Raw genomic sequence first — 22,616 nt, 5'->3', positions numbered from 1 at the left:
TACAATTTAATCTTTTATACCCACTCACCATTGACATTGACCGTATAGCCATCTGGTGTAGTAGTATTCACCGCTAAAGCTCCTGAGCTATAGGCATAGTACCATTTACCAGAAACTGTAAACCAGCCTGTTTTCATAGCGCCAGCGCTATCAAGGTAATACCATGTATCGTTATCTTTTACCCAACCAGTAGCCATTTTACCGCTATCTTTAAGATAGTACCATGTGCCATTGTCTTTGACCCAGCCTGTAGCCAGTGAACCTGTTTCATTCAAGTAATACCATGAGCCTCCAGTTTTGACCCAGCCAGTTTGCATCCAGCCTGTATTGTCAAAGTAATACCATGTACCCTTGATTTGTTCCCAACCATTAGTAGTGTATGAGCCGTCTTCATGCTGATACCACCAGCGACCAGCTGACTCAATCCAGTTACCAGCCTGAGAATCTTTTGTAGTCTTAGTTTCCGTTTTTTGTTTGGCAACTACATCTACTTTGGCTTTATCTTGACCTGACACCCCACCATTGTTATTCACAACAGGAACTTCAACACGTGGAGTTGATGAAACAACAGGAGCTACAGGAGCAACAGGAGCAACAGGTGCGCTAGGAACGCTAGGAGTGCTTGGAACAGATGGAATTGTTGGAAGTACAAACTCTGGAAGAGCTGGTTGAACTTCTGGGATACCCTTATCTGTTACAGGATGTTTCTTAGCTTCTTCTGCTTGAAGACGAGCTTGTTCTGCTTCATAACTTGCTTTTGCTGTCGCATAAGCCTTATTTGCTTCCTTGGCTACTTTCTCTTTTGCTTCAAGTGCTTCTTGCGCAGTTGCTTGGTTTGCTTTTGCTTCTTTGAGCGCTTCTTCTGCGTCTTTCAACTCTGCCTTGCGAGCTTCAAGCTCTTTTGCAGCAACTTTCAAATCTTGAACCAACTCTTTTGAAGAAACAACTTGTGCTTTTGCTTGGTTAAGAGCTTCTTTGGCAACGGATACCGCTTGGGTAGCTTCTTCTGCTTTTGCTTGAAGAGAAGAAAGAGTTGCTTTCTCTGCTTTTGTTTCTGCTTTGGCTTGGTTAAACTCTTTCTCTGCTTCTTGTGCAGTTGCTTTCAATTCTGCCAATTTCGCTTCTTTATCTGCCTTTGTAGCAGACAAGGTAGCAACCAAGGCATTGGCATTTGAAAGAGCGACAACGGCTTGATTATGAGTGGTTGTAGCAGATTGAAGAGCTTGTTTCAAGGCTTCTGTATCTACCAACTTAGCTTCTTGGGCTTTCAAGTTTGAGTTTGCAGTTTGCAATGCTGTTTCTGCTTCAGCTACAGTTTGGTTAGCAGTTTTAAGAGTTTCTTCTACTTGTGCTTTTTCTGCTTTTTTAGTTTCTAGCTCAGTATTAGTTGAAGCACCTTTGCGAGCGATTGTGTATGGGTTTGTGATTTCAGTTGTGTTGAATTTTGAACCCTTTGCTCGGCTTTCTGTGATACCTGTGATAAAGTGAGTAGTGTAAGCATCGTTAGAGATACTTTGAGCGAAACCACCTGAGTAAACCATTTCTTTAGGTTCATCAAATCTTAGAATACCTACAAGATGCCCATAGTCTTGTTCGTTACTTACTAAGTCTGCTAAAGATGTAAACAAATTAGACTTCATGTAAGATTTAGTCCAAACACGTGTACTAGGTACAGATTGAATCACAGAGTTTTCGTACCCTTGGATACCCTTATTCATTTGCTCCTCAGTAGGGTGCAAACCGTTCAAACCATAGGCATCTGCAACCGAATGGATACCCTTGGCATAGTGACCATGACCACCACGAGCACGGTAATCTTCGCGACGTGCGATAGACCAACCACCTTTGATGTACTCTTTTGCGACTTTTTCTGCGAACTCAAATGAGTCTTTTGTTACAACAACGTCTGTAAGACCCAACTGCTCACGCAAGTTTGAAATCAAGTCGGCTGCAAATAGTGTCAAATCATCACGGATTTCTTTTGGAAGATTATTAACATCATACTGTATCTTATCTGCCTTATCCGCTTCGCTCAAGACAAGGTTTTTAGATTGGATGCTATCTCCAACCATGTCAGTGATCTCTTTTTTCAACTCTTTATTACGAGCTTCAAATTTATCAATATCCGCTTGAGTAAGTTTATTATCTGGAATTGCCCAGTAGTCCTTATTCAACTGGATTTTTTCTTTGATTTTTGAAACAAAGGCTTCTTTGAACTGAATTGATCCTTTTGCAAGTGGTTTTGAAGACTCAATCAGAGCTTCTACTTCAGCAGTGGCCGCTTTAAGAGCTTGTTCTGCTTGCGCTTGATGTGCTTTGGCATCAGATACCGCTTGGGTTTTTGTAGCAATATCTGCTTTTGTACCTTCAATTTGCGCTTTTGTTGCTTGATTTGCTTCTTCTGCATTTTTTAAGGCAGTTTCTGCATCTGTTTGCGCTTGTTTGCTTGTTTTTTCCGCTTCTACGGCTTCTTTTTGTGCTTCTTTGGCATTTTCCAAACCTTTATTGTTAAGCGTGTCTGTGGCGATTTGAACCGCTTCTGTGGCACTTGTAAGTGCTTTTTCTTTTACAGTTTGTGTAGCTTCTTTTTCTGCTACAACTGCTTCTTGTGCAGATACCGCTTGGTTTGCTTCTGTAGCTTTTGCTTCTGCATTTTTAAGAGCTTCTTCTTTTGCAGGAACTTCTGCTTCTGCCTTAACTACTGCTTTCTCAGCTTCTGTAATAACTGCTGGGCTTGCCTTTTTCGCAAAATCCTCTGCTTTTTTTACAGCTTCTGTTTTCTCATTGACAAGAGAATCTGCTTCATTTGTAGCACGCTTGGCATCTTTGACCGCCTGTTTTGCTTCTACTACATCTTGATCCGCTTTCTTAGCTTCTGCTTCTTTTGTAGCAACCTCTTCTTTTGTCGCCACCGCAGGAGTAGTTGTTTCCACAACCTCCGCCTTTGGCGCTTCCACATTCACTGGTTTTGGAGCGACTTCTTCTGCGCCTACTGTGTTAAATAGAGAAACTGTAGCAGCTGCGGCTGCTGTCATTGCGATTGTTGATTTTTTCATATTATTTCCTCTTTTTTCTTTATAAACTTATTATATCACAAAACAACTTTTAAAGGTTATTTATATATAAAATAACTTTAAAAAGTCTAAAATTTGTACCATTTTGACTGTATCATGTAAGTAGCGAGGTACTACATGACAAATAACAAAAGCAATCTTCAAGATTACATCTCTAAAAGAATCCGTCTATTACGTTTAGAAAGAGGATATACTCAAGAACAACTAGAAGAGATGGCTGATTTGGGTACTAATTATATCTACAAATTAGAAAATCTTTCAACTAACTTAAAAATTCAAACGCTAGAGAAAGTAATGGAAGCATTAGAAGTAGATTTAGATACATTCTTTGATATACAGTTAAAAGAAGAAGACCCAAAAATTTCTCTACTTGTTGATGAATTAAAAACTCTTCCAACTGAACAACGCTCCCGAGTCTTAGATGCCTTGATACTTATCCTTAAAGAAATAAGATAGAAAATGTTCTACTTTTGTTCTACCTTTTATTTTTACAGGCAATTTAGAGAGTGGCAAAACCTTGATTTATCAATATTTTCGTTACTCATTTTTACTTATTTTAACTCTAAATCGACTGTAGGGGGCATCTAAATACAACAGGAAAAAGCCTTGTAAATCAAGGCTTTTTTTGCTTGTCTATAACTGATTTACCCCATCATTTGTCCCACATTTTAAATCTATCTTTTCTTTTTGAATCAAATTACATCTTTACAAAAAGTGTAAAGCCAGTTACTTTTGCTTTGATGCCATACAATATTTTCATGTAGAGAAGACAAATTTTATCTTCTCTTTTTATTTTCAAAATAATAAAAACTGATTTTCTTTTCATAAATCAGACTGAAACTTCCAAATTTTCCATTTTGTTTATTGATATTTCCTCTAAAAAGGTGTATAATATTTTTATTATCAAACTATACTATACTATATAGGGGGTATTGAAATGAAATTTTCTAATCGTTTACTGCTATTCCTTGCAGGAGTTGTTTTTGTCCTTTTAGCACTCTTTCTATTTACAGACCCAGTAGCTAATCTTGTTGCTTACAGCTGGTGGATTGCATTTGGTTTACTGGTTGCTTCTATAGCAGCTATTTTAGGCTATTTCTCTGTACCAAAAGTGCTTCGCTCACCAGCTCATCTTTTCCAAGGGATTGTTAATCTTCTCTTGGCTCTTTACCTCGTTGCCTATGGCTTTGTGACGCTACCAGTTGTCATTCCAACTATTTTAGGAATTTGGTTAATTGTAGAAGCCATTATAGCTTTCTTTAAAGGCAATCGTCTGGGATTGATTTTCCCTATTATTGGCAACCATATCATGTGGATAGCGTTGCTTGCATTTTTACTAGGTCTAGTGATTTTGTTCAATCCAGTAGCTACAAGTGTCTTTGTCGTTTATGTCGTTGCCTTTGCATTTTTAATTGTTGGTTTCACCTATATCCTTGATGCCTTTCGTAAATAATCTAGCTGCCATTTTGGGCATATTAAAAAAGCTGGGAAGTTACATTCTCAGCTTTTTATTTGCCTTCTTAGATCAGTCGGTAGAGCAGTAGACTCTTAAGCTATGGGGCGCAGGTTCGAGCCTTGTAGGGGCATCTAAATCAACAGGAAAAATCCTTGGTTGCAAGGCTTTTTTTGACGTCCAATAGCTTTTTGTAGCAAAGTATTTAAAAATAAAAGAGAAGAGAATCTCTCACTCTCTTCTCAGTATATCTTATTAAATTTAGTTTTTCTTAATCTAGCTGATTTTCCTTTGCGACGACAAATTCTTTAACCAGTCGATAGATAACAGCAAATACGGGGGTAAAGAATATCATTCCAAGTAGTCCGAAAAGATTCCCTCCAATACTAGCAGCCGCAAGCGTGAAAATAGCTGGCAAACCAATAGACTGACCTACAACTCTAGGATAAATAAGGTTTCCTTCAATCAGCTGTATAACTTGATATAGAAGAAGAGAAAGTAAGGCTTGAGTAGGACTCACTGTGAAGATAAAAATCGCTCCCACAACACAAGCAATCATAGGCCCTACATAAGGAATGAACGATAGCACTCCTGCAAAGATACCTGTCATTACTCCATAGGGTATCCCAAACACGCTGTAACCAACCGCTATCATAACTCCTATGATAACTGCTTCAATCAGCTGACTCATCAAAAATTGGTCATAAGTCTCTAGTGCTACTTGTCCAATGTAAGTCAACTTTATCACCACCTTCTCTGGAAGAAAAACTTTTAGAAGTCGACTCGTCATCGCTGCCAAATGTTCCTTACTGGATAAAAATAAAAAGGTGAAGACTATAATCAAAAAGGCATTCATCAAACTTGAAAAAATATTGCCGATATTACTAGTCAGACCTGATAAAAAACCTATCAAAGCTTGGCTAATAGAACTAGATTGTCCCTGTATGCCTGATACGATAGTTGACAACATGTCTTTGGTTACAAATTCCGAGCTGCCTAGCAATTTCCCAAGTTGAGTCAGGACTGTTGAAAGGACTGTTCCCAGCTGACTAATAGTCTGGGCTAGGGTTGGCAGCACCAAAACCAAAAGAGCAATCACGATTAAGATAAGAGCTAGGAAAACAAGTACCATGGCAATCGGACGACGCAACTCTGCCTTTACCTTCAATTTAACTAAATACTGTTCAATTTTTTTCATAGGAACATTAAGCACAAAAGCAATAACAGCACCATAAATCAAGGTTGATATTACATCAAAGAGAGAGATTGCTCCTGATATAAAGCTCGATGCATTCAGAATTACAAGAGCAACCAGCCCTATAAAAAGGATTAACGGGGTGTATTTTTTTACTAAGTTCATAAATTCTCCTTAATAAACATGTTTAGATACGACTATACTATTTGGTTTTTCAAACTCTCGATTAAGGTAGGCTTGGTAAGTTCCTGGAGCGATAAATCCTTTGGGTGAGAGGATATCGGTGCCAGCCTGACCGACTATGGTATCAGCCAAGAGCACACAGTTTGTAGATAAGACAAAGTAGGATTTAAACTTAGATTTGATAAATTTATAAAGTTCCCCATCTGTCTCATGTCTGATTTTATAAGCGTAGGTGTAGTCTTCCTTACCATCACCTGTCATGATTTTATCTGCACTTGGCTCCCATGGAATCGTCAGTTGTTTCAATTCAGCCAACTTTTTCTGAACTGCTTTTTCCATTTCAGGCGTCAAATCTATCCCATAACCAAAAAGCGTTTTTTGACTCTCACGTTTACATAGGTCAATGTACTTGTCACGATCACAGAAATATAAGACACCATCTCCTACCATACCAAATAAGGTCTCAGATGACGGATCATAGTTGCCATAAGAAATAACACGGCCCTGATAGCAGATATCCACATGACCAATAGCTGAAAACAGGGAGGTCTCAGCTGTATGAACAAAAATTTCAAGCTCCGCTGTCTTACCAGACTTCACCATTCCAAGATGGATATCCTCTCTCTCATCAGCATTTTCCTGCATGAATTTGTTGATTTTTGCTAAAGTTCTTGCAGGGATGAGAGCGGCTAGGACAATAGGTAAGCTAATTCTAATGCGACGTTTGAGATGGTTTTTCCCAATTTCCTCCTCAAACAAGAAACCATCACGGATATTGGACACACCATAAAGGAAAAAATAAGCCCCTAATACAAAGAGTTGAAAGACAGAATTTCCTGTAGAGGACAAAAGACTAGTCCCACCAAGAAAAACTAGTACGAGTCCATCTAGTAAGAGACGAAAACGAGGTCGAATTTTGTTTTTGCGGTAGAGAACATAGGTGACAAGGTTAATACTAGCATGAAAAATCTGATAAACTCCAATCACAAGAGCCAAAATATAAATCGGCACATCCGTCGCAAGATTGGAGCCAAGCAAATATCCCAGCACTAACAATTTAACCAGTGCAACTCCCAAGGTGTCCGTTGACTGACTTTTTTTGAAAATACGTAATACTAAATCTAAGACCGTTGCTATCCAAGCTAAAAACAGAACCAGTCGAATAACCTTTACTGGCAACCAAGTCCCCGTGACCATCAAGATGAGACCTAGCAGAACAAACAAGAACCCCTGAGCAAGTAATTTCTTACCTGTCAGACCTAAAGATAGAATTTTCGCCATATAAAAACCTTTCAACAATAAAAATTAAACACTCCGATTAAACTGACTAGTAAATAGCCAACACTACAAACAGCCTGTGCCAGCAACATATGGTGACTAGAAATGACTGTAGTAATGTCACCATCTTGTCTTATGCACTTCTAAAATTTGTTATATTGATTAGAAACCAGAGCTTATAAAAACTAGCTAAACTCGAGAGATAGACACAATTGCGACGAAAAAATGTATAACCAATTCAACTTGTTAAGGTAAGAAAGCATTATTTCCAATCTATTAATTATTCATCTATTACCTATTATGACACAATATTCCCTATAGTTCAACTTTTTACTTGTTTTTATATTACACGGACTAAAAAGTTTTCAACAGTTGATTGCATTTGTTTTAATAAGTTTTAACCTTTCTTGGTTAGATAAAAAAAGAATCATACAGTTTAGAATCTGTATGGTTTTTGCCCCACTTTTGTCCCATTTTTAAATCATGACATTGAAAATACCTAAAATCACTTATATTTCAATATTTTTAATTGCTCTCAATATGAAAGTCCTTTCCAAATCCCTGTAGGGGGCATCTAAATCAACAGGAAAAGCCTTAAAATCAAGGCTTTTTTTCTTGTCTCAAACGGCTTCCTCCTCAAGTATAAAAGCATCTTTTCGCCTTCTCTACTATCTAATCAAACAAAAAAATCTCTTTCAACATTTATAGAAAGAGATTTTTCTTTAGGAGAAATAACTTAATTTTTAATCGATTCGTGATAGCTCAGCTGGCACTGTTAAGTAATAGGTTGCCGTCAAGCTTGCTTCACCTTGATTGACAAAAATCTCGATGGAATTTTTATCTAGAACAACTTCCAATTCTTTAGCTTCAATATCTACATACCGTCGACTAGTGTCCTGTTCTTCTTCACCTAGAATTTTTTGAACAAGATGGCTACGATCAATGTAAACTTGCTGCGCATTACTGTCATAACCAAATTCAAGATAATCTGTATCATTTCCTAAGTGGTAATGACAATCTTTATCTATTTGGATTTGATATTGGCCTTTTTTAACAGGGAATTGTCTTAGTTTGCCATCTTCCAATCTTAGAATTCTAGGTAAAGTCATGGCACATGCCCATTTGTGTTCTTGGTCATGGGTTGGAAGGGTACGCCCCCATGTCTGCATCCAAGCAATCAGGATACGACGATTTTGATCGTCCAACAATGTTTGAGGCGCATAGAAGTCTTGGCCATGATCAATTTCTTGAACTGATTCTGGGATAAAACGTTTTTCTCCCCAATCTACCTTACCCGTGAACAAAACCGATGAGTTGATGTTATGATATGAGTCTCCCTCACGCTGATAACGCATGGGTGACATAATAAGGCAATCCTTCCCATCTAACTCAAAGTAATCTGGGCATTCCCACATAAAGCCTTGGTGTTCTACCCCTTTTAAAAAAATGGATTCGAACTGCCATTCTACTAGGTTATCGGACCCTAGTAGAACGATACAGCCCACATTATCCTTGTGTTTGGCAGCTACTACGGAGTAATAGCGTCCATCTTTTTCAAAGAGTTTTGGATCACGGAAATCAGCAGCAATTAACTCATCTGGCAAATCTGCTCCAGTTGCAACTGGATTTTGTTCAATCTTTTCAAAGTGAATCCCGTCATCTGAAAATGCTATATTTTGTACTTGACGAACACCGGTTTCTTCTTCGATGTGACCAGTATACATGAGCCAGAGGCGATCGTCTTTGACGATAGCTGATCCTGAGAAGCAACCATTGCGGTCGTAGTCTTGGTCAGGAGCAAGTGCCACTGGCAAGTGCTCCCAAGTCACCAAGTCCTTACTTTTAGCATGACCCCAGTGCATAGGCCCCCAAACACTATCATAAGGATAGAATTGATAAAAGAGATGGTATTCTCCACGAAAATAGACAAATCCATTTGGATCATTGATCCAACCAATCTCAGCTGAAAAATGTTCTTCAGGCTTATACTGAGTATTTACGAGATGTTTATTTTCTGCTATAAAACGATTGGCTTTTTCTACTGTAAATGTTTTATTTATCATAAGTATATCCTATTTTATTCCAGTTCCGGAACCACCTAGACCTTGAACAATATATTTCTGAGCGACTACATAGACCAAAATCAACGGAATCGTTGAAATAGTTAATACAGCCATTACCTGATTGATATAAACTGGTTGAGTTGTATTAATAGTTGTAATTGCAACCTGCATTGAAAATTTAGAAGAATCTGTCAAAACCATCAATGGCCAAATATAATCATTCCAGCTTGAAATAAATGATAAAACGCCAACTGTGGCAACTGCAGGTTTAGACATTGGAAGCATAATTTTAAAGAAAATTCTAACGATACTTGCTCCGTCCATCTTTGCAGACTCAAGAATCTCTTCTGGAATTGCAATAAAGAAATTCCTAAATAAGTAAATATTAAATACACTCGCCAATCCTGGAATAATAACTGCAAGACGATTATTGACCAAACCTAAGGAATTGATAATGGTAAATTGTGGAATTAACACAGTTTCTACTGGAATAATAAGTAAAGCAAGTAAGAAACCAAATAAAATTTTCTTACCTGAAAAATTGACTTTTGCAAAAGCGAAACCGGCCAGTGCATTGACAATAATAGAACCAATAGCAAACGTTCCAGCATAAAAAATGCTGTTCCCTAGATAGGTAAAAATACTAAATCGCTCAAATACTTCCTGATAAGGTTTAAACCAATCAGCGGGATTTAAACTTGGTAAGAAGGCTTGCCAACTAGTTAAATTTTTATAAACATCCGCTTCTGGCTTCATGGCTGAAACTACCATCCAAACCATAGGAAAAAGGAAGAGTCCTGCCAATAGGGTTAACAGAATATATTCTAAGATTGTTGTTGGTTTAAATCGTTTCATCTTAGTCATCCTCCTTCAGAACGCGACGTTGCACTAAGCTAATCATACCAATTAACGTTGTAAATACTAAAGCGATTGAGCTAGAATATCCTACAAGACGATCAGTAAAACCTTGTTGATAAATATAGTACACCATAGTAATTGTTGAGTTTAATGGCCCACCTTGCGTCATAACCATTGGTTGTACAATTAGCTTAAAAGCAGAAATTAAAGTTGTTAACAATACAAACAGGGCTGTTGGTTTTAGTAGGGGCATCGTGATATAACGAAACTGAGCCCATTTTGAGAATCCATCTAATTCAGCAGCTTCATAGACATCTTGTGGAATATTCTGCATTCCTCCTAAAAATAAAAGCATCTGATAACCTGCACCCTGCCAAGCAGAAACAAAAACAATTGCATACATAGCTTGTTTAGGACTAGTCAAGAAAGGTTGAGAAGCAATACCTACCTTATTTAAAATAGCATTTAATAAGCCACTATTTGGATTTAAAAGATAAAGCCAAAGAATAGAAATAACTACCAAGGACATGACAACTGGAGCAAAAAAAGCCACTTTAAAAAACATATTCCCTTTGCGCTTTTTATTAACAATCAAAGCCATTCCTAAGGCCGCTCCCAATTGAACTGGAATAATCCAAACAACAAATTTCAAAGTATTCAAGAAGCTCTTTAAGAAAATCGGATCTTTTGTTAATCGAATAAAATTTTCAAGTCCAACAAATTTTCTTTCATCTGGTGTCAACAAATAATAATCTGTAAAAGCGTAATAAATGACCATTCCAACTGGAATTACTAAAAAGATACCTAATAAAATTAAAGCTGGAGCTAAAAAACTATAACCTAGTATGTTATCCTTTATTTTTTCACGTCTTTTTGTATCCACAACAGTTTCTTTACTCATATCCATCTCCTTTAATCATATATATCAAACTAGGCTATTAACAAGAAAGGGGAAGGTAGTTCCAAACATTTTCCTTCCACCTTCTTTTTTACAGATTATTTGAGTGACTGATCAATAGCAGTTTGCATTTCTTTTGTACGAGTATCCAAGACTTTTTGCACATTTGGATTTTCTTCATAATAGCTGATATCTTGCATCGCTTGTTGAAAAGCTCTAGAAACCTGAGGATATGCTACGACAACTGGGCGAGCATGAGCTGTTTTTGAATTTTGTTCCATCAAGAAACGCATTGGTTCGGACACTTTATCTTTGATATTTTCAATTGTAGATTTACGAATCGGAAGGACCGAATTCCCCAAGCTAATAATTTCACTTGATTCTGTATTTGTAGCAAATTTAACAAATTCAGATGCTGCCTCTTTTTTATCAGATTTTGTCGTAACAGCTAATTGCCAACTACCTGAAGGGGATACTAATTTTTTCGTCTTACTAGATACTGGGTAAGGAAGGATACCAAAATCAATATCTTTGTAGTTTACATTCATGTCAGCAATCGTCCAAGAACCACTCAAAAGCATTGGATACTCTCCTGTTTCAAAACCTTTTTCGACTGGACTAACAGTTGTATAACCTTCTTTTACAAGATTTTGAATGAATTGAACTGCTTCTACACTCTCTTTTGAGTTGAAGTATCCTTCTGCCTTTGTTCCATCTTCGTTTACGACAGAACCATTATTTGACCAAATCAACGGCATATAAGCATATGGTAACATTTCATCGTTTGAATTAATACGAAAATCAATTGCCGGTTTGTTATAATGATCTTTCAATTTTTTAGCAATCGTATTAAATTCATCCCATGTCCATGGCTTTTCTAGCGTTGGAAGCTCTGATTCCGCAATTCCGGCCTCTTTGAACATTTTTTTGTTGTAATAAACACCAACATTCGATTCAGAAAATCCAAATGCATAGAATTTGCCATCATAAGTTCCTTGTTGTTTAATACTGTCCAAAACATCATCCATATTATTATCTTTTAGATAATCATCTAGCGGAGTAATCACTTTAGATTTTGCATAAGCTGCCGTATTTGGTCCATCAAGGGTAATAACATCTGGAAGACTATTAGTCGTGATAGCAGCATTAACCTTGTCTTCATATCCTCCACCACTACCACTACGAGGAATATACTCAGTTACAACTTTGTACTTACTTTTTCCTGATTGATTAAAGTTGTCAACAACTTTTTGCCAAGCTTTTCCTTCATTGGTTTCGTCAGAGAATTGTACCCAGACTTTAATATCATTTGAAGAACTCGCTTGTTTTGAGTTAGTTCCTCCACTACAACCTGCAAGTATAGCTAACGATAGCCCCGCAACAACAGATAACATTGTACCTTTACGCATCATTTTCCTCCTTTTTGAAACGTTTCATTTTTATTTATTTTTTAAACAAGCTTCTAGCCTGTTTTTGAAACGTTTCATTTGTTGATTATATTATAACAGCGCTTTCATTAATTGTCAAGCGCTTTTTAAATTTTTTTTGTTGTTTTATCTCCCCAAAAATATGTGGGAATTACGATTCGTTTTTCTAGAATCTCTTCTCGCTTAATCATTTTCAGTATCATTGCAACAGATTCTTTTGCCATCATACCAATATCTTGAACTATTGTAGACACTAGATAAGATTGATCGACAGAAGTTTTTAAACCATCAAACCCAATTATCTGGTAATCATCAGGTGCTATTTTCCCCAGTTCTTTCATAACACTAATAACTCTCAGAGCCATCATATCATTTATTGTAAATATACCATCAATTTCTTTATGAGATTGCAAAAAAACTCTTATCTGATCTTCAGGATTTATTAAAGGTTCTTTCATTTCAAAATTATAGACATCTACTCCTAATTCCTTAGCTTTTTCTCTGAATCCTTTACTTCTGAGTATAGTCTCATTCTCATACATATTAATTGAACCAATAAAAGCAAGGTGCTTATTATCCCTTCTAACCAGTTCCTCTGCTGCAGTTTGTCCTCCTTTGTAATTTGCTGAAGTAACATAGCATACATTTTCCGAAAAATGTCTATCTATACTTACAAACGGTAAATCGGATAAAATATATTTGTCAATATCAGAATATGTAATACCAATAATTCCATCCACTTTATTTTGTTTCAACATTTCGATATATTCGATTTCATTTTGTGAATCGCTATCAGCGTTACAAATAAATAATTTATAATTATATTTTAATAACTCTTTCTCAACATGATAGGCAAACTCCGAGAAAAACGGATGCCAGATGCTCGGAATAATCAAAGCGATAGTTTCTGTTCTATTCTTTTTCATACCTCGAGCATAATTATCAGGGATATAGTCCAATGTTTTTATAGCCCTTTGAACTTTCCTTAAAGTTACTTCTTTAATGCCTTTTTCCTTATTAATCACACGTGAAACTGTTCCAACACTAACTCCTGCTTCTAAAGCAACATCTTTCATGGTAATTGATTTTCTTTGTTCTACCATATTATCACCTCCTTTCAATATATAGTATCATGCAAACGCTTTTTTAGCAACTATTTCTCAATCATTTTTGTCCAGATCCTTTTTCCTATCATGAATAAAATCACTCCAATTAGCTTTTGAAAATACTTCAATTTTCATATGTAAACATCTACATAAAACAGGAAAAGACTTTGTTTGCTTCTATCTCCCCTTTTTCATGATGTATTTTCGTACAGGTGCTTCAACCATTTGAACGATTTCAAATCCTTCTTTTTGATAAAGGTGCTGGGCTGCTTGATTTGCTTCGAGGACATTTAAAGAAATACTACCTATGTCTCCATTTTCAAAGACCAAACTAACAAATTTCCTTAAAGCCTGCCTACCTAAGCCTTGTCCCTGTTTCTGGGGATTGATAAAAAAGCGTCCAATATGAAGATTGCTGTCTTCTTGCCTGATTTTCTGGATAACCCCCACAAACTCTTGTCCTTCAAAGATTGAAAAGATTCCTTCCAACTCTTGCAAGACTTGAATTGTCAAGGGAAAAGGAATCTTTGGTCCCATCCATTGTTCCTGAAAATCTTTCCCCAGGGAGTTGGACCATTGGCATACGAGCTGAGCATTTTCTGTGCTCACATTTTCTTCAAAACGAATTGTCATCTCGACCTCACTATCTTGTCTATGTTTCTCCATTATACTACTTCTCCTATTTTTTACGAATAGATAAGTATGATTGATTTTTATTTTTTTCTTGTCGGGAGCATTCTCGCTTCCTTTCTTGGTTTGGTCATTGACCGTTTTCCAGAGCAATCCATTATCCTACCAGCTAGCCACTGCGATGCCTGTCAGACTCGCTTGCATCCCTTAGATTTGATTCCGATTCTCTCACAGGTCTTCAATCGCTTTCGCTGTCGCTACTGCAAGGCTCCTTATCCAGTCTGGTATGCCCTTCTTGAACTAGGTTTAGGTCTCCTTTTTCTGGTTTGCTCTTGGGGATTTCTTTCCTTGGGGCAAGTCATCCTAATCACTGCTGGTTTGACTCTGGGCATCTACGACTTCCGTCATCAGGAATATCCCTTACTAGTCTGGCTGACTTTTCACCTAATCCTCATGGCTTTCTCTGGCTGGAATCTAGTCATGGTCCTCTTCCTTGTCCTTGGAATTGTGGCTCATTTTATCGATATCCGCATGGGCGCAGGGGATTTTCTCTTTTTAGCTTCTTGTGCTATCGTCTTTAGCGCAACGGAGTTACTTATCTTGATTCAGTTTGCTTCTGCAACAGGGATCCTAGCCTTTCTCCTGCAAAAGAAAAAGGAAAGACTTCCTTTCGTGCCCTTCCTCTTACTCGCGGCTTGTGTAATTATTTTTGGTAAGCTACTGCTTGTTTGATAAAGTCCTGAATTGGCTCTCCTTGGTGGAGAGCTTTTACAATTTTCGAACCAACGATAACACCATCTGACACCGCATTGAAGCGTTCTACATCGGCTTGACTAGATACGCCAAAACCTGTCAAGACTGGGATATCAGCCACATGATGCAATTGTGCCAAGTGCTTGTCCAAGTCTGCACGATAATTGCCAGATTTCCCTGTCACCCCATTGATGGCAACTGCATAGACGAATCCTTCTGCCCCTTCAATCAACTCTTTCTGACGCTCAATCCCTGTGGTCAAGCTTACTAAAGGAATCAAAGCAATGTCTGTGTCTGCCAAAAAAGGCTCTACAAAGTTGGCATGCTCATGAGGCAGGTCTGGAATAATCAAGCCCTTAACCGCTGTATCTGCCAAACCTTTAACAAAATTCTCCACACCGTACTGAAAGAGGGGGTTGAAGTAGGTCATGATGACCAGCGGAACCTCTGTTTCAATGGTTTTCAAGGTTTCAACCAAAGCCTGGGTAGAAGTCCCGTGGGCTAAACTGCGCAAGCCAGCTTCTTCGATAACAGGTCCATCTGCAACAGGGTCTGAAAAGGGAATACCAACTTCAATAGCCGAAACACCCAAATCTTCTAAAAAGTGAATTGTTTCTCCGAGTCCATCCAAACCTTTTTCATGGTCTCCAGCCATGATATAGGGAACGAAAATTCCTTTTCCAGCTGCTTTTATAGCGTTTAATTTTTCTGTTAGTGTCTTAGGCATAAGTTTCTCCCTTCTTTGCTGCATCTGCTTCCAAGCGGTCTTTGACTTGAACCACATCCTTGTCCCCACGACCTGATAGACAGACAATCATAGACTTTTCTGGTCCAAGTTCTTTGGCCAATTTCACTGCAAAGGCGATCGCATGGCTAGATTCCAAGGCTGGGATAATCCCTTCCACACGAGACAAGAGTTGGAATCCTTCCAAGGCCTCTTCGTCTGTCACAGGAACATAGCTGGCACGTTTGATATCGTGGTAGTGAGAATGCTCTGGACCGATACCAGGATAGTCCAAACCTGCTGAGATCGAGAAGGCTTCAAGAATTTGACCATGGGCATCTTGGAGCACATCCATGAGGGAACCGTGAAGAACACCTGGACGACCCTTGGTCAAGGTTGCTGCGTGGTGCTCTGTATCCACACCAAGTCCTGCTGCTTCAGCTCCATACATAGCTACAGACTCATCTTCCACAAATGGATGGAAGAGACCGATGGCATTAGAACCACCACCAACACAGGCTACTAGGGCATCTGGCAAATCTTGACCTGTCAAGTCGCGGTACTGTTGTTTAGCTTCTCGACCGATGACACTTTGGAAGTCGCGAACGATTTCTGGGAATGGATGAGGCCCCAAGGCAGAACCAAGGATATAATGGGTATCATCGATATTTGCTACCCATGAACGAAGGGCTGCATTGACCGCATCCTTGAGCACGCGCGAACCATCTGTCACAGCCTCGACCTTAGCTCCCAAAAGTTCCATACGGAACACATTGAGGGCTTGGCGTTTAACATCCTCTTCACCCATATAGATAGTACATTCCATGTTAAAGAGGGCTGCAGCAGTTGCAGTTGCCACACCGTGCTGACCAGCACCTGTTTCAGCGATAATTTTCTTTTTACCCATGCGTTTAGCCAGAAGAACTTGTCCCAAGGCATTGTTAATCTTGTGGGCCCCTGTATGGTTAAGGTCTTCACGTTTAAGATAAATCTTGGCTCCGCCGATATGCTGGGTCAAGTTTTTTGCGTAGTAAAGAGGAGTTTCACGCCCCACATACTGGCGCAAAAGTTGGTTTAATTCCTCTTGGAAACTTGGGTCTGCCTGACTTTCACGATAAGCCTTTTCCAACTCCAAAACTGCTGTCATCAATGTTTCTGGGACAAAACGTCCACCGAATTTTCCGTAAAATCCATCTTTATTTGGTTCTTGATATGCCATTCTTTACCCTCTCTATAAATCTTCTAATCTTTTCCTGATCTTTTTGTCCATCTGTCTCCACTCCGCTCGATACATCGACTGCATAGGGAGTAAAATGTTGAATTGCTTTTACGACATTGTCTTCATTAAGCCCACCTGCGATAAAGAAAGGCTGAGTTAGTCCAATCGTATTCAGTTGACCCCAATCAAAGGTCTGGCCACTCCCAGCCACAGGGGCATCAAAGAGGAGATAATCTGCCTGAGAATTGGGTACATGACCCTCTCCATCTACCTGCACAGCCTGAATACTGGCACAAGGCAAATTCTCAAACAAATCATCTGCCACCTGACTGTGAACTTGAACCAAGTCCAAGCCAACTTTTTCAATCGCTTCTAGCAATTCTGCCCGACTTGGTGAAACAAATACGCCAACCTTCTTAACATTAGCAGGAATGGGCTTTGCCAGCTCAGTAGCCTGATCCAAGGTCACCTGTCTTTTACTAGGTGCGAAGACAAAACCGATGTAGTCTGCTCCTGCTGAAACAGCTGTTTCCACCGCTTCTTTGGTAGATAATCCGCAAATTTTAACCTTTGTCAATCTGCAACTCCTTGATTCTCTGGGCTACATCTTCTGCCTGCATAAGAGCTGTCCCTACCAAAATTCCGTTAAAGTATGGTGCTACTCGTTCCGCATCCTGCCCTGTGAAAATAGCAGATTCAGAAATGTACAAGCAATCATCTTTGAAATGTTTAGCCAAATCTACACTGGTCTGCAAGTCGACCTCAAAGGTGGTCAAGTTGCGGTTATTAACCCCAATAATCTCAGCACCAAGCCTGTGGGCCACTTCTAGTTCAGCTAGATTGTGAGTCTCCACCAAGACTTCCAGACCAAGCTCTGTCGCGTAGTCATAGAGTTCCTTGACACGTTCTTCTGACAAGGCAGCGACAATGAGTAAGATAACTGTCGCACCAGCATTGCGAGCACGGATGATTTGCTTTTCATCGATGATAAAGTCCTTGTTGAGCGTCGGAATCTCTACCTGACTGGAAATCTCCCGCAGATAATCCAAATGCCCTTTAAAGAAAACCTCATCTGTCAGAACAGAAATCATCACTGCGCCGTTTTCTTCATAAGTCTGAGCCTGTTGCACAATATCCACATCTAGATTGATATCTCCCAGACTAGGGCTAGCCTTCTTGACTTCTGCGATTACCTGTAAACGGTCTTGATGTTGTTTTAGATAGTCAGCTAAACGATAGGTCTGGCGCAGGGGCTGGATTTCCTCCAGCTCCATCTGCTCGACCTCACGCGCCTTCTGCTCCAAAATTCGTGCTAAAAATTCCTGACTCATTTTTGGTACTCCTGTAACAGTCTGAGTTTTTCAAGGGCCTTGCCACTAGCAATGACTTCGCGGGCCAAGGCAACTCCATCCTTGATGCTAGCTACCTTGCCATTAGCATAGAAACCAAGACCAGCATTTAAAACTGTCGTTTCCAAGAATGGACTTGGTTCATTTTTAAGAACTCTGAGCAAAATTTCTGCATTTTCCTGAGCGTTGCCTCCACGAATATCTTCGATAGCGTAGCGTTCCATCCCTAGATCTTCTGGAGTAAAGCTTGACAAGGTGATTTCGCCATTTTCAAGAAGGGCAATCTTGGTTGTTCCATTCAAACCAGCTTCGTCCAATCCTTCTGGACCAGCAACCACTATAGCACGTTTGCGACCCATATTTTTCAAAACCTGAGCTGTACTTTCTAGAAGTTCTGGACGACTAATACCAAGAAGCTGTGTTTCCAAAGTCATTGGGTGAATCAGAGGACCAGTCAAGTTCATGATTGTTGGAATTCCCAATTCCAAACGAGCTGGCATGATGTATTTCATTGCTGGGTGCATATTTTTAGCAAAGAGAAAGACGATACCAGTTTTATCAAAGACCTTACCTAATTCAGCTGGTTTGAGGTCTAGGTTGATGCCTAAGGCTTCGAGGACATCTGCAGAACCAGATTTAGAAGAAATCGAGCGATTACCGTGTTTTGCCATGTGAACACCACCACCAGCCAAGACAAAGGCTGCAGTTGTGGAGATGTTAAAGCTGAAAGACTTGTCCCCACCTGTACCACAGTTGTCCATGGCATCATGAATCTCAGTTGGAATATGTTGGGCATGTCCTCTCATGACTTGGGCAATGGCTGTGCGTTCCTCAGGTGTTTCCCCCTTCATCTTAAGAGCCAAAAGGAGAGAAGCAATCTGCGCCTCCGTTACACGGCCAGTTACGATACGCTCAATGACATCCGTCATTTCCACACCTGATAAATTTTCAAATTTTGCTAGTTTTTCAATAATCTCTTTCATCCTAGTTTCCTCACTTTACAACCTTCTCGATAAAATTCCGAATAGAAGACAAGCCATCTGGCGTTCCAATGCTCTCTGGATGGTACTGGAAGCCATAAATCGGTAGATTTTTATGTTGAATTCCCATGATGGCTTGGTCATCAGTCGAACGAGCTGTCACTTCAAAGTCTTCTGGCATTTCTTCAATCAAAATACTGTGGTAACGCATGACTGCACGGCCATCCTCGATACCTTGATACAGAACAGATGGCGCTTCAAAGTTGATATTGCTCTGTTTCCCATGCATGACTTTGGGAGCCAAGCCTAGCTTACCGCCAAAGACTTCTGCGATAGCTTGGTGGCCCAAACAAATCCCAAGAATCGGCTTCTTGCCAGCAAAATCACGAATCATGTCTTCCATCTTTCCAGCATCAACTGGCCAACCAGGACCGGGCGAAAAGACCAGACCATCTGCTTTTCCAGCTTCTTCATACAGCCTGGGATCATCATTTCTCAAGACCTGAACTTCTGCAAAATTCCCAATGTATTGGGCCAAGTTATAAGTAAAAGAATCATAGTTGTCAATTAATAAAATCATGGTCTTAGTTCTCCAATTCTAGTCATAGATTTTGCTTTGTTAATGGTTTCTTGGTATTCGTTTTGGGCAATGGAGTCGTAGACAATCCCTGCCCCAGCCTGCACATAAGCTGTTTGATTTTTTAGAATCATGGTTCGGATGGCAATGGCGAAATCCATATCACCCGTCGCAGACAAGTAGCCGATTGCTCCTGCGTATACGCCACGTTTTTCCGTTTCCAGTTCATAGATGCGTCTCATCGCGCGAATTTTTGGTGCTCCAGAAACAGTTCCAGCAGGAAGTGTTGCTTTCAAGGCATCCATAGCAGTGAGTTCTGGAAGCAAACGCCCCTTGACCACACTGGTCAAATGCATAACATAACGGAAGAGCTCCACTTCCATATACTTGGTGACTTGGACACTGGCCGTTTCAGAGATGCGGCCAATATCATTACGACCCAAGTCTACTAACATTCGATGCTCTGCTGTTTCCTTCTCATCAGAAAGTAAATCTGTCGCCAAAGCCTTATCCTCTTCTTCCGTTGCTCCTCTTGGTCGCGTTCCCGCAATCGGATTGGTTGTCACGATGCCATTTTTGACAGAAACCAAACTTTCAGGACTGGCACCGATGATTTGATAATCTCCAAAATCATAGAAATAGAGGTAATTTGATGGATTGGTCACGCGGAGATTTCTGTAGAAGTCAAATGGATTTCCAGTAACTTCTGCTGAGAAACGCTGACTGAGCACGCATTGGAACATATCTCCATTACGAATCAAGTCACGAGCTCTTTCCACCATTTCCTCAAACTTCTGAGGAGCGATATGCGGTTTGAAGTCGAGCGGAGATAAATCCAAGTCTTCAAATTCATTTGGAGCAGGAATGTGTAATTCCTCAAGCACTTGGTTCAAGGTTTTTTCCAAGTCTTCTTGACTACGCTCACTATAGAGAGCATCCTCGATAACATGGATTTTTTCCTTCTTATGGTCAAAGACCATGTAACTCTCATAGACAAAGAAATGCATATCTGGCGTTCCAATTGTATCTTCAGGAATTTGACCTATTTCTTCATAAAGAGAAATCATATCGTAACCAACAAAACCAATGGCTCCCCCACCAAAAGGGAGGTCTGAATGGTGCTGGCTCTTATGAGTCACTTCATAAAGGAAATCCAAGGGATCCTGATCAATCACTTGCCCATTTTGATAGAGAACTCCATTTTCAAACTTAATCTCAAAAACAGGATTATAGGCTAGGATAGAAAAACGAGCTGTTTCCTTGTCTCTCGGAATACTCTCTAAGATAACCTTGTGTTGCCCCTTTAGGCGCATATAAGCCAAGATTGGCGATAAGACATCTCCATGAATGATTCGTTCCATTGTAATTTCCCTTTCAGTTCTACTTCTAGTCCGTGGTGACTGTATGAAAAATCCCCACGCAAAATAACTTGCGTGAGGACGAAATTCGCGGTGCCACCTCAATTATAGGATTTCTCCTATCTCTCATCCCTGTCTTAGAAAGATTCTGTAACAGGCTGTGCGATAAAGGGCACTCCCTTGAGAATTATGTTTTCTTCTCTTGTTTCAAATGGACCCAACCTTACAGCTTTCTCTGCTTGTTTCCAGCAACCACAAGCTCTCTGTGAGAGAAAAGACTGTAATTTTTCCATCTTTTATTTTTTAGCTTCTAGGTAGTCTGCAATCGCAGCTACGTCCTTGTCTCCACGACCAGAGACATTGATGATGATAATGTCGTCTTTACTTAGTTTCGGTGCACGTTTAACTGCTTCTGCGATGGCATGCGAACTTTCAATCGCTGGGATAATTCCTTCTGTCTTGCTGAGGAGGAGCAAGGCTTGAACAGCTTCTTCGTCTGTCGCAGCGACATATTCCACGCGACCTGAATCTTTAAAGTAGGCGTGTTCTGGGCCAACCCCTGGATAGTCCAATCCAGCTGAGATAGAGTAAACTGGAGCCAACTCTCCGTCTTCCTTAAAGACTGCATAAGTCTTCATGCCGTCGACAATTCCGATACTACCTTTTGTCATAGTAGCTGCGTGCTTGTCTGTGTCAAGTCCATGTCCAGCAGCTTCGACCCCAACCAATTTAACTTCTTCATCAGCCACATACTGAGAAAAAGCACCGATGGCATTGGAACCACCACCTACACAAGCAATAACGTAGTCTGGTAAGCGTCCTTCTTTTTCTAAGATTTGACGGCGAGATTCTTCACTGATAACCTTTTGGAACTCGTGGACAATGGTAGGATAAGGGTGAGGTCCCACAGCAGATCCCAAAACGTAGAAGGCTTCCAAATCATTCATCCATGCTCCAAAGGCTGCATCAACCGCATCCTTAAGAGTTCGTGTTCCCGTTTCAACTGCATGAACAGTTGCTCCCATCATCTCCATACGGAAAACATTGAGACGTTGACGCTCCACATCTTCTGCCCCCATGTAGACATCACAAGCCATACCAAACTTGGCTGCAGCCGCTGCTGTCGCAACACCGTGCTGACCAGCTCCTGTTCCCGCAATCACTCGTTTTTTGCCCATACGTTTGGCCAAAAGAATTTGTCCTAAAACGTTGTTGAGCTTGTGAGAACCAAGGTGGTTAAGGTCTTCGCGCTTGAGATAAATCTTAGCGCCACCTAAGTGATCTGTCAAACTTTCTGCAAAATAGAGCGGTGTTTCGCGACCGGAATAGTCCTTCAAGTAATGACGAAATTCTGCCAAAAATTCTGGATCATCCTTGTACTTGTCAAATGTCACTTCCAACTCATCCAACAAAGCCTGAATCGGCTCCGGTACAAAACTACCACCAAATTGTCCAAAATAACCTTTAGTTGTCATAAAATTTTCCTCTTTC

Annotated in this window: 20 protein-coding genes and 1 other annotated feature; of the genes, 3 read left to right on the top strand and 17 right to left on the bottom strand. The window is 39.8% G+C overall.

The genetic code is table 11. From position 1 onward, the window contains the following. Positions 1-14: 14 nt before the first annotated feature. Positions 15-3,056 (bottom strand): SEC10/PgrA surface exclusion domain-containing protein, encoded by a 3,042-nt coding sequence (locus JQ841_RS10085; RefSeq protein WP_274380120.1) that lies wholly within the window; start codon positions 3,054-3,056, stop codon positions 15-17. Between the two features lie 135 nt (positions 3,057-3,191). Here JQ841_RS10085 and JQ841_RS03645 point away from each other — a divergent pair, with 135 nt between their 5' ends. After that, on the top strand, positions 3,192-3,530 hold the full coding sequence (locus JQ841_RS03645) for a helix-turn-helix domain-containing protein (protein ID WP_203180137.1): 339 nt from the start codon (positions 3,192-3,194) through the stop codon (positions 3,528-3,530). Between the two features lie 481 nt (positions 3,531-4,011). Continuing rightward, the gene (locus tag JQ841_RS03640; protein WP_020900386.1) at positions 4,012-4,527 is read left to right on the top strand and encodes a DUF308 domain-containing protein; all 516 of its coding nucleotides are present in this window, start codon (positions 4,012-4,014) and stop codon (positions 4,525-4,527) included. A gap of 271 nt (positions 4,528-4,798) precedes the next feature. On the opposite strand, the gene JQ841_RS03635 is transcribed toward JQ841_RS03640, so the two are convergent. The 8 genes from JQ841_RS03635 to JQ841_RS03600 all read right to left on the bottom strand — a co-directional run bounded on the left by JQ841_RS03635 (position 4,799) and on the right by JQ841_RS03600 (position 14,168). Then, on the bottom strand, positions 4,799-5,887 hold the full coding sequence (locus tag JQ841_RS03635) for an AI-2E family transporter (RefSeq protein WP_044020350.1): 1,089 nt from the start codon (positions 5,885-5,887) through the stop codon (positions 4,799-4,801). A 9-nt stretch (positions 5,888-5,896) separates the two neighbouring features. Further along, positions 5,897-7,186, bottom strand: coding sequence for a membrane protein (locus JQ841_RS03630; protein WP_001062783.1), 1,290 nt, complete (start codon positions 7,184-7,186; stop codon positions 5,897-5,899). 740 nt (positions 7,187-7,926) lie between these two features. Then, complete coding sequence (locus JQ841_RS03625; protein WP_153210665.1) at positions 7,927-9,246, bottom strand: glycoside hydrolase family 32 protein; 1,320 nt, start codon at positions 9,244-9,246, stop codon at positions 7,927-7,929. Positions 9,247-9,255: 9 nt separating this feature from the next. Beyond that, on the bottom strand, positions 9,256-10,101 hold the full coding sequence (locus JQ841_RS03620; protein WP_194251767.1) for a carbohydrate ABC transporter permease: 846 nt from the start codon (positions 10,099-10,101) through the stop codon (positions 9,256-9,258). 1 nt (position 10,102) lies between these two features. Beyond that, positions 10,103-11,005 (bottom strand): carbohydrate ABC transporter permease, encoded by a 903-nt coding sequence (locus JQ841_RS03615; protein WP_000032532.1) that lies wholly within the window; start codon positions 11,003-11,005, stop codon positions 10,103-10,105. 95 nt (positions 11,006-11,100) lie between these two features. Next, positions 11,101-12,411, bottom strand: coding sequence for an ABC transporter substrate-binding protein (locus tag JQ841_RS03610; protein WP_194251766.1), 1,311 nt, complete (start codon positions 12,409-12,411; stop codon positions 11,101-11,103). Between the two features lie 125 nt (positions 12,412-12,536). Further along, on the bottom strand, positions 12,537-13,532 hold the full coding sequence (locus JQ841_RS03605) for a LacI family DNA-binding transcriptional regulator (protein ID WP_173213096.1): 996 nt from the start codon (positions 13,530-13,532) through the stop codon (positions 12,537-12,539). Between the two features lie 180 nt (positions 13,533-13,712). After that, entirely contained in the window at positions 13,713-14,168 is a 456-nt protein-coding gene (locus tag JQ841_RS03600) for a GNAT family N-acetyltransferase (RefSeq protein WP_203180218.1), read from the bottom strand. Positions 14,169-14,237: 69 nt separating this feature from the next. On the opposite strand from JQ841_RS03600, the gene JQ841_RS03595 reads away from it, so the two are divergent. After that, on the top strand, positions 14,238-14,897 hold the full coding sequence (locus JQ841_RS03595; RefSeq protein ID WP_094753350.1) for a prepilin peptidase: 660 nt from the start codon (positions 14,238-14,240) through the stop codon (positions 14,895-14,897). Here the strand turns inward: JQ841_RS03595 and trpA are convergent. The 8 genes from trpA to trpB (JQ841_RS03555) all read right to left on the bottom strand — a co-directional run bounded on the left by trpA (position 14,869) and on the right by trpB (JQ841_RS03555) (position 22,600). Then, a complete protein-coding gene (trpA, locus tag JQ841_RS03590) occupies positions 14,869-15,645 on the bottom strand; it encodes a tryptophan synthase subunit alpha (RefSeq protein ID WP_094753351.1) in 777 nt (258 codons plus the stop codon). The genes JQ841_RS03595 and trpA overlap by 29 nt on opposite strands. Then, positions 15,638-16,861, bottom strand: coding sequence for a tryptophan synthase subunit beta (trpB, locus tag JQ841_RS03585; protein ID WP_203180136.1), 1,224 nt, complete (start codon positions 16,859-16,861; stop codon positions 15,638-15,640). Before trpB (JQ841_RS03585) ends, trpA begins: the two co-directional genes overlap by 8 nt. Then, positions 16,839-17,438, bottom strand: coding sequence for a phosphoribosylanthranilate isomerase (locus tag JQ841_RS03580; protein ID WP_020901643.1), 600 nt, complete (start codon positions 17,436-17,438; stop codon positions 16,839-16,841). Before JQ841_RS03580 ends, trpB (JQ841_RS03585) begins: the two co-directional genes overlap by 23 nt. Then, complete coding sequence (trpC, locus tag JQ841_RS03575) at positions 17,425-18,192, bottom strand: indole-3-glycerol phosphate synthase TrpC (RefSeq protein WP_024057632.1); 768 nt, start codon at positions 18,190-18,192, stop codon at positions 17,425-17,427. Before trpC ends, JQ841_RS03580 begins: the two co-directional genes overlap by 14 nt. Continuing rightward, positions 18,189-19,193 (bottom strand): anthranilate phosphoribosyltransferase, encoded by a 1,005-nt coding sequence (gene trpD, locus JQ841_RS03570; RefSeq protein ID WP_033684824.1) that lies wholly within the window; start codon positions 19,191-19,193, stop codon positions 18,189-18,191. The genes trpC and trpD overlap by 4 nt, the downstream gene beginning before the upstream one ends. A gap of 10 nt (positions 19,194-19,203) precedes the next feature. Continuing rightward, on the bottom strand, positions 19,204-19,770 hold the full coding sequence (locus JQ841_RS03565) for an aminodeoxychorismate/anthranilate synthase component II (protein ID WP_000601916.1): 567 nt from the start codon (positions 19,768-19,770) through the stop codon (positions 19,204-19,206). Then, positions 19,767-21,128 carry an anthranilate synthase component I gene (gene trpE / locus JQ841_RS03560; RefSeq protein ID WP_203180135.1) on the bottom strand — a complete coding sequence of 454 codons (1,362 nt, stop codon included), beginning with the start codon at positions 21,126-21,128 and terminating at the stop codon, positions 19,767-19,769. The genes JQ841_RS03565 and trpE overlap by 4 nt, the downstream gene beginning before the upstream one ends. Before the next feature lie 71 nt (positions 21,129-21,199). Further along, positions 21,200-21,425: a binding site (T-box leader), on the bottom strand. Further along, on the bottom strand, positions 21,422-22,600 hold the full coding sequence (gene trpB, locus JQ841_RS03555) for a tryptophan synthase subunit beta (RefSeq protein WP_203180134.1): 1,179 nt from the start codon (positions 22,598-22,600) through the stop codon (positions 21,422-21,424). (Overlaps the previous feature by 4 nt.) Positions 22,601-22,616: the final 16 nt, after the last annotated feature.

Origin of the sequence: Streptococcus mitis (assembly GCF_905187535.1) — a bacterium.
In the GTDB taxonomy this organism is placed as follows: domain Bacteria; phylum Bacillota; class Bacilli; order Lactobacillales; family Streptococcaceae; genus Streptococcus; species Streptococcus mitis_BS.
Note: the sequence above shows the minus strand (reverse complement) of the source record. Positions and strands in the feature narration are given on the sequence as shown.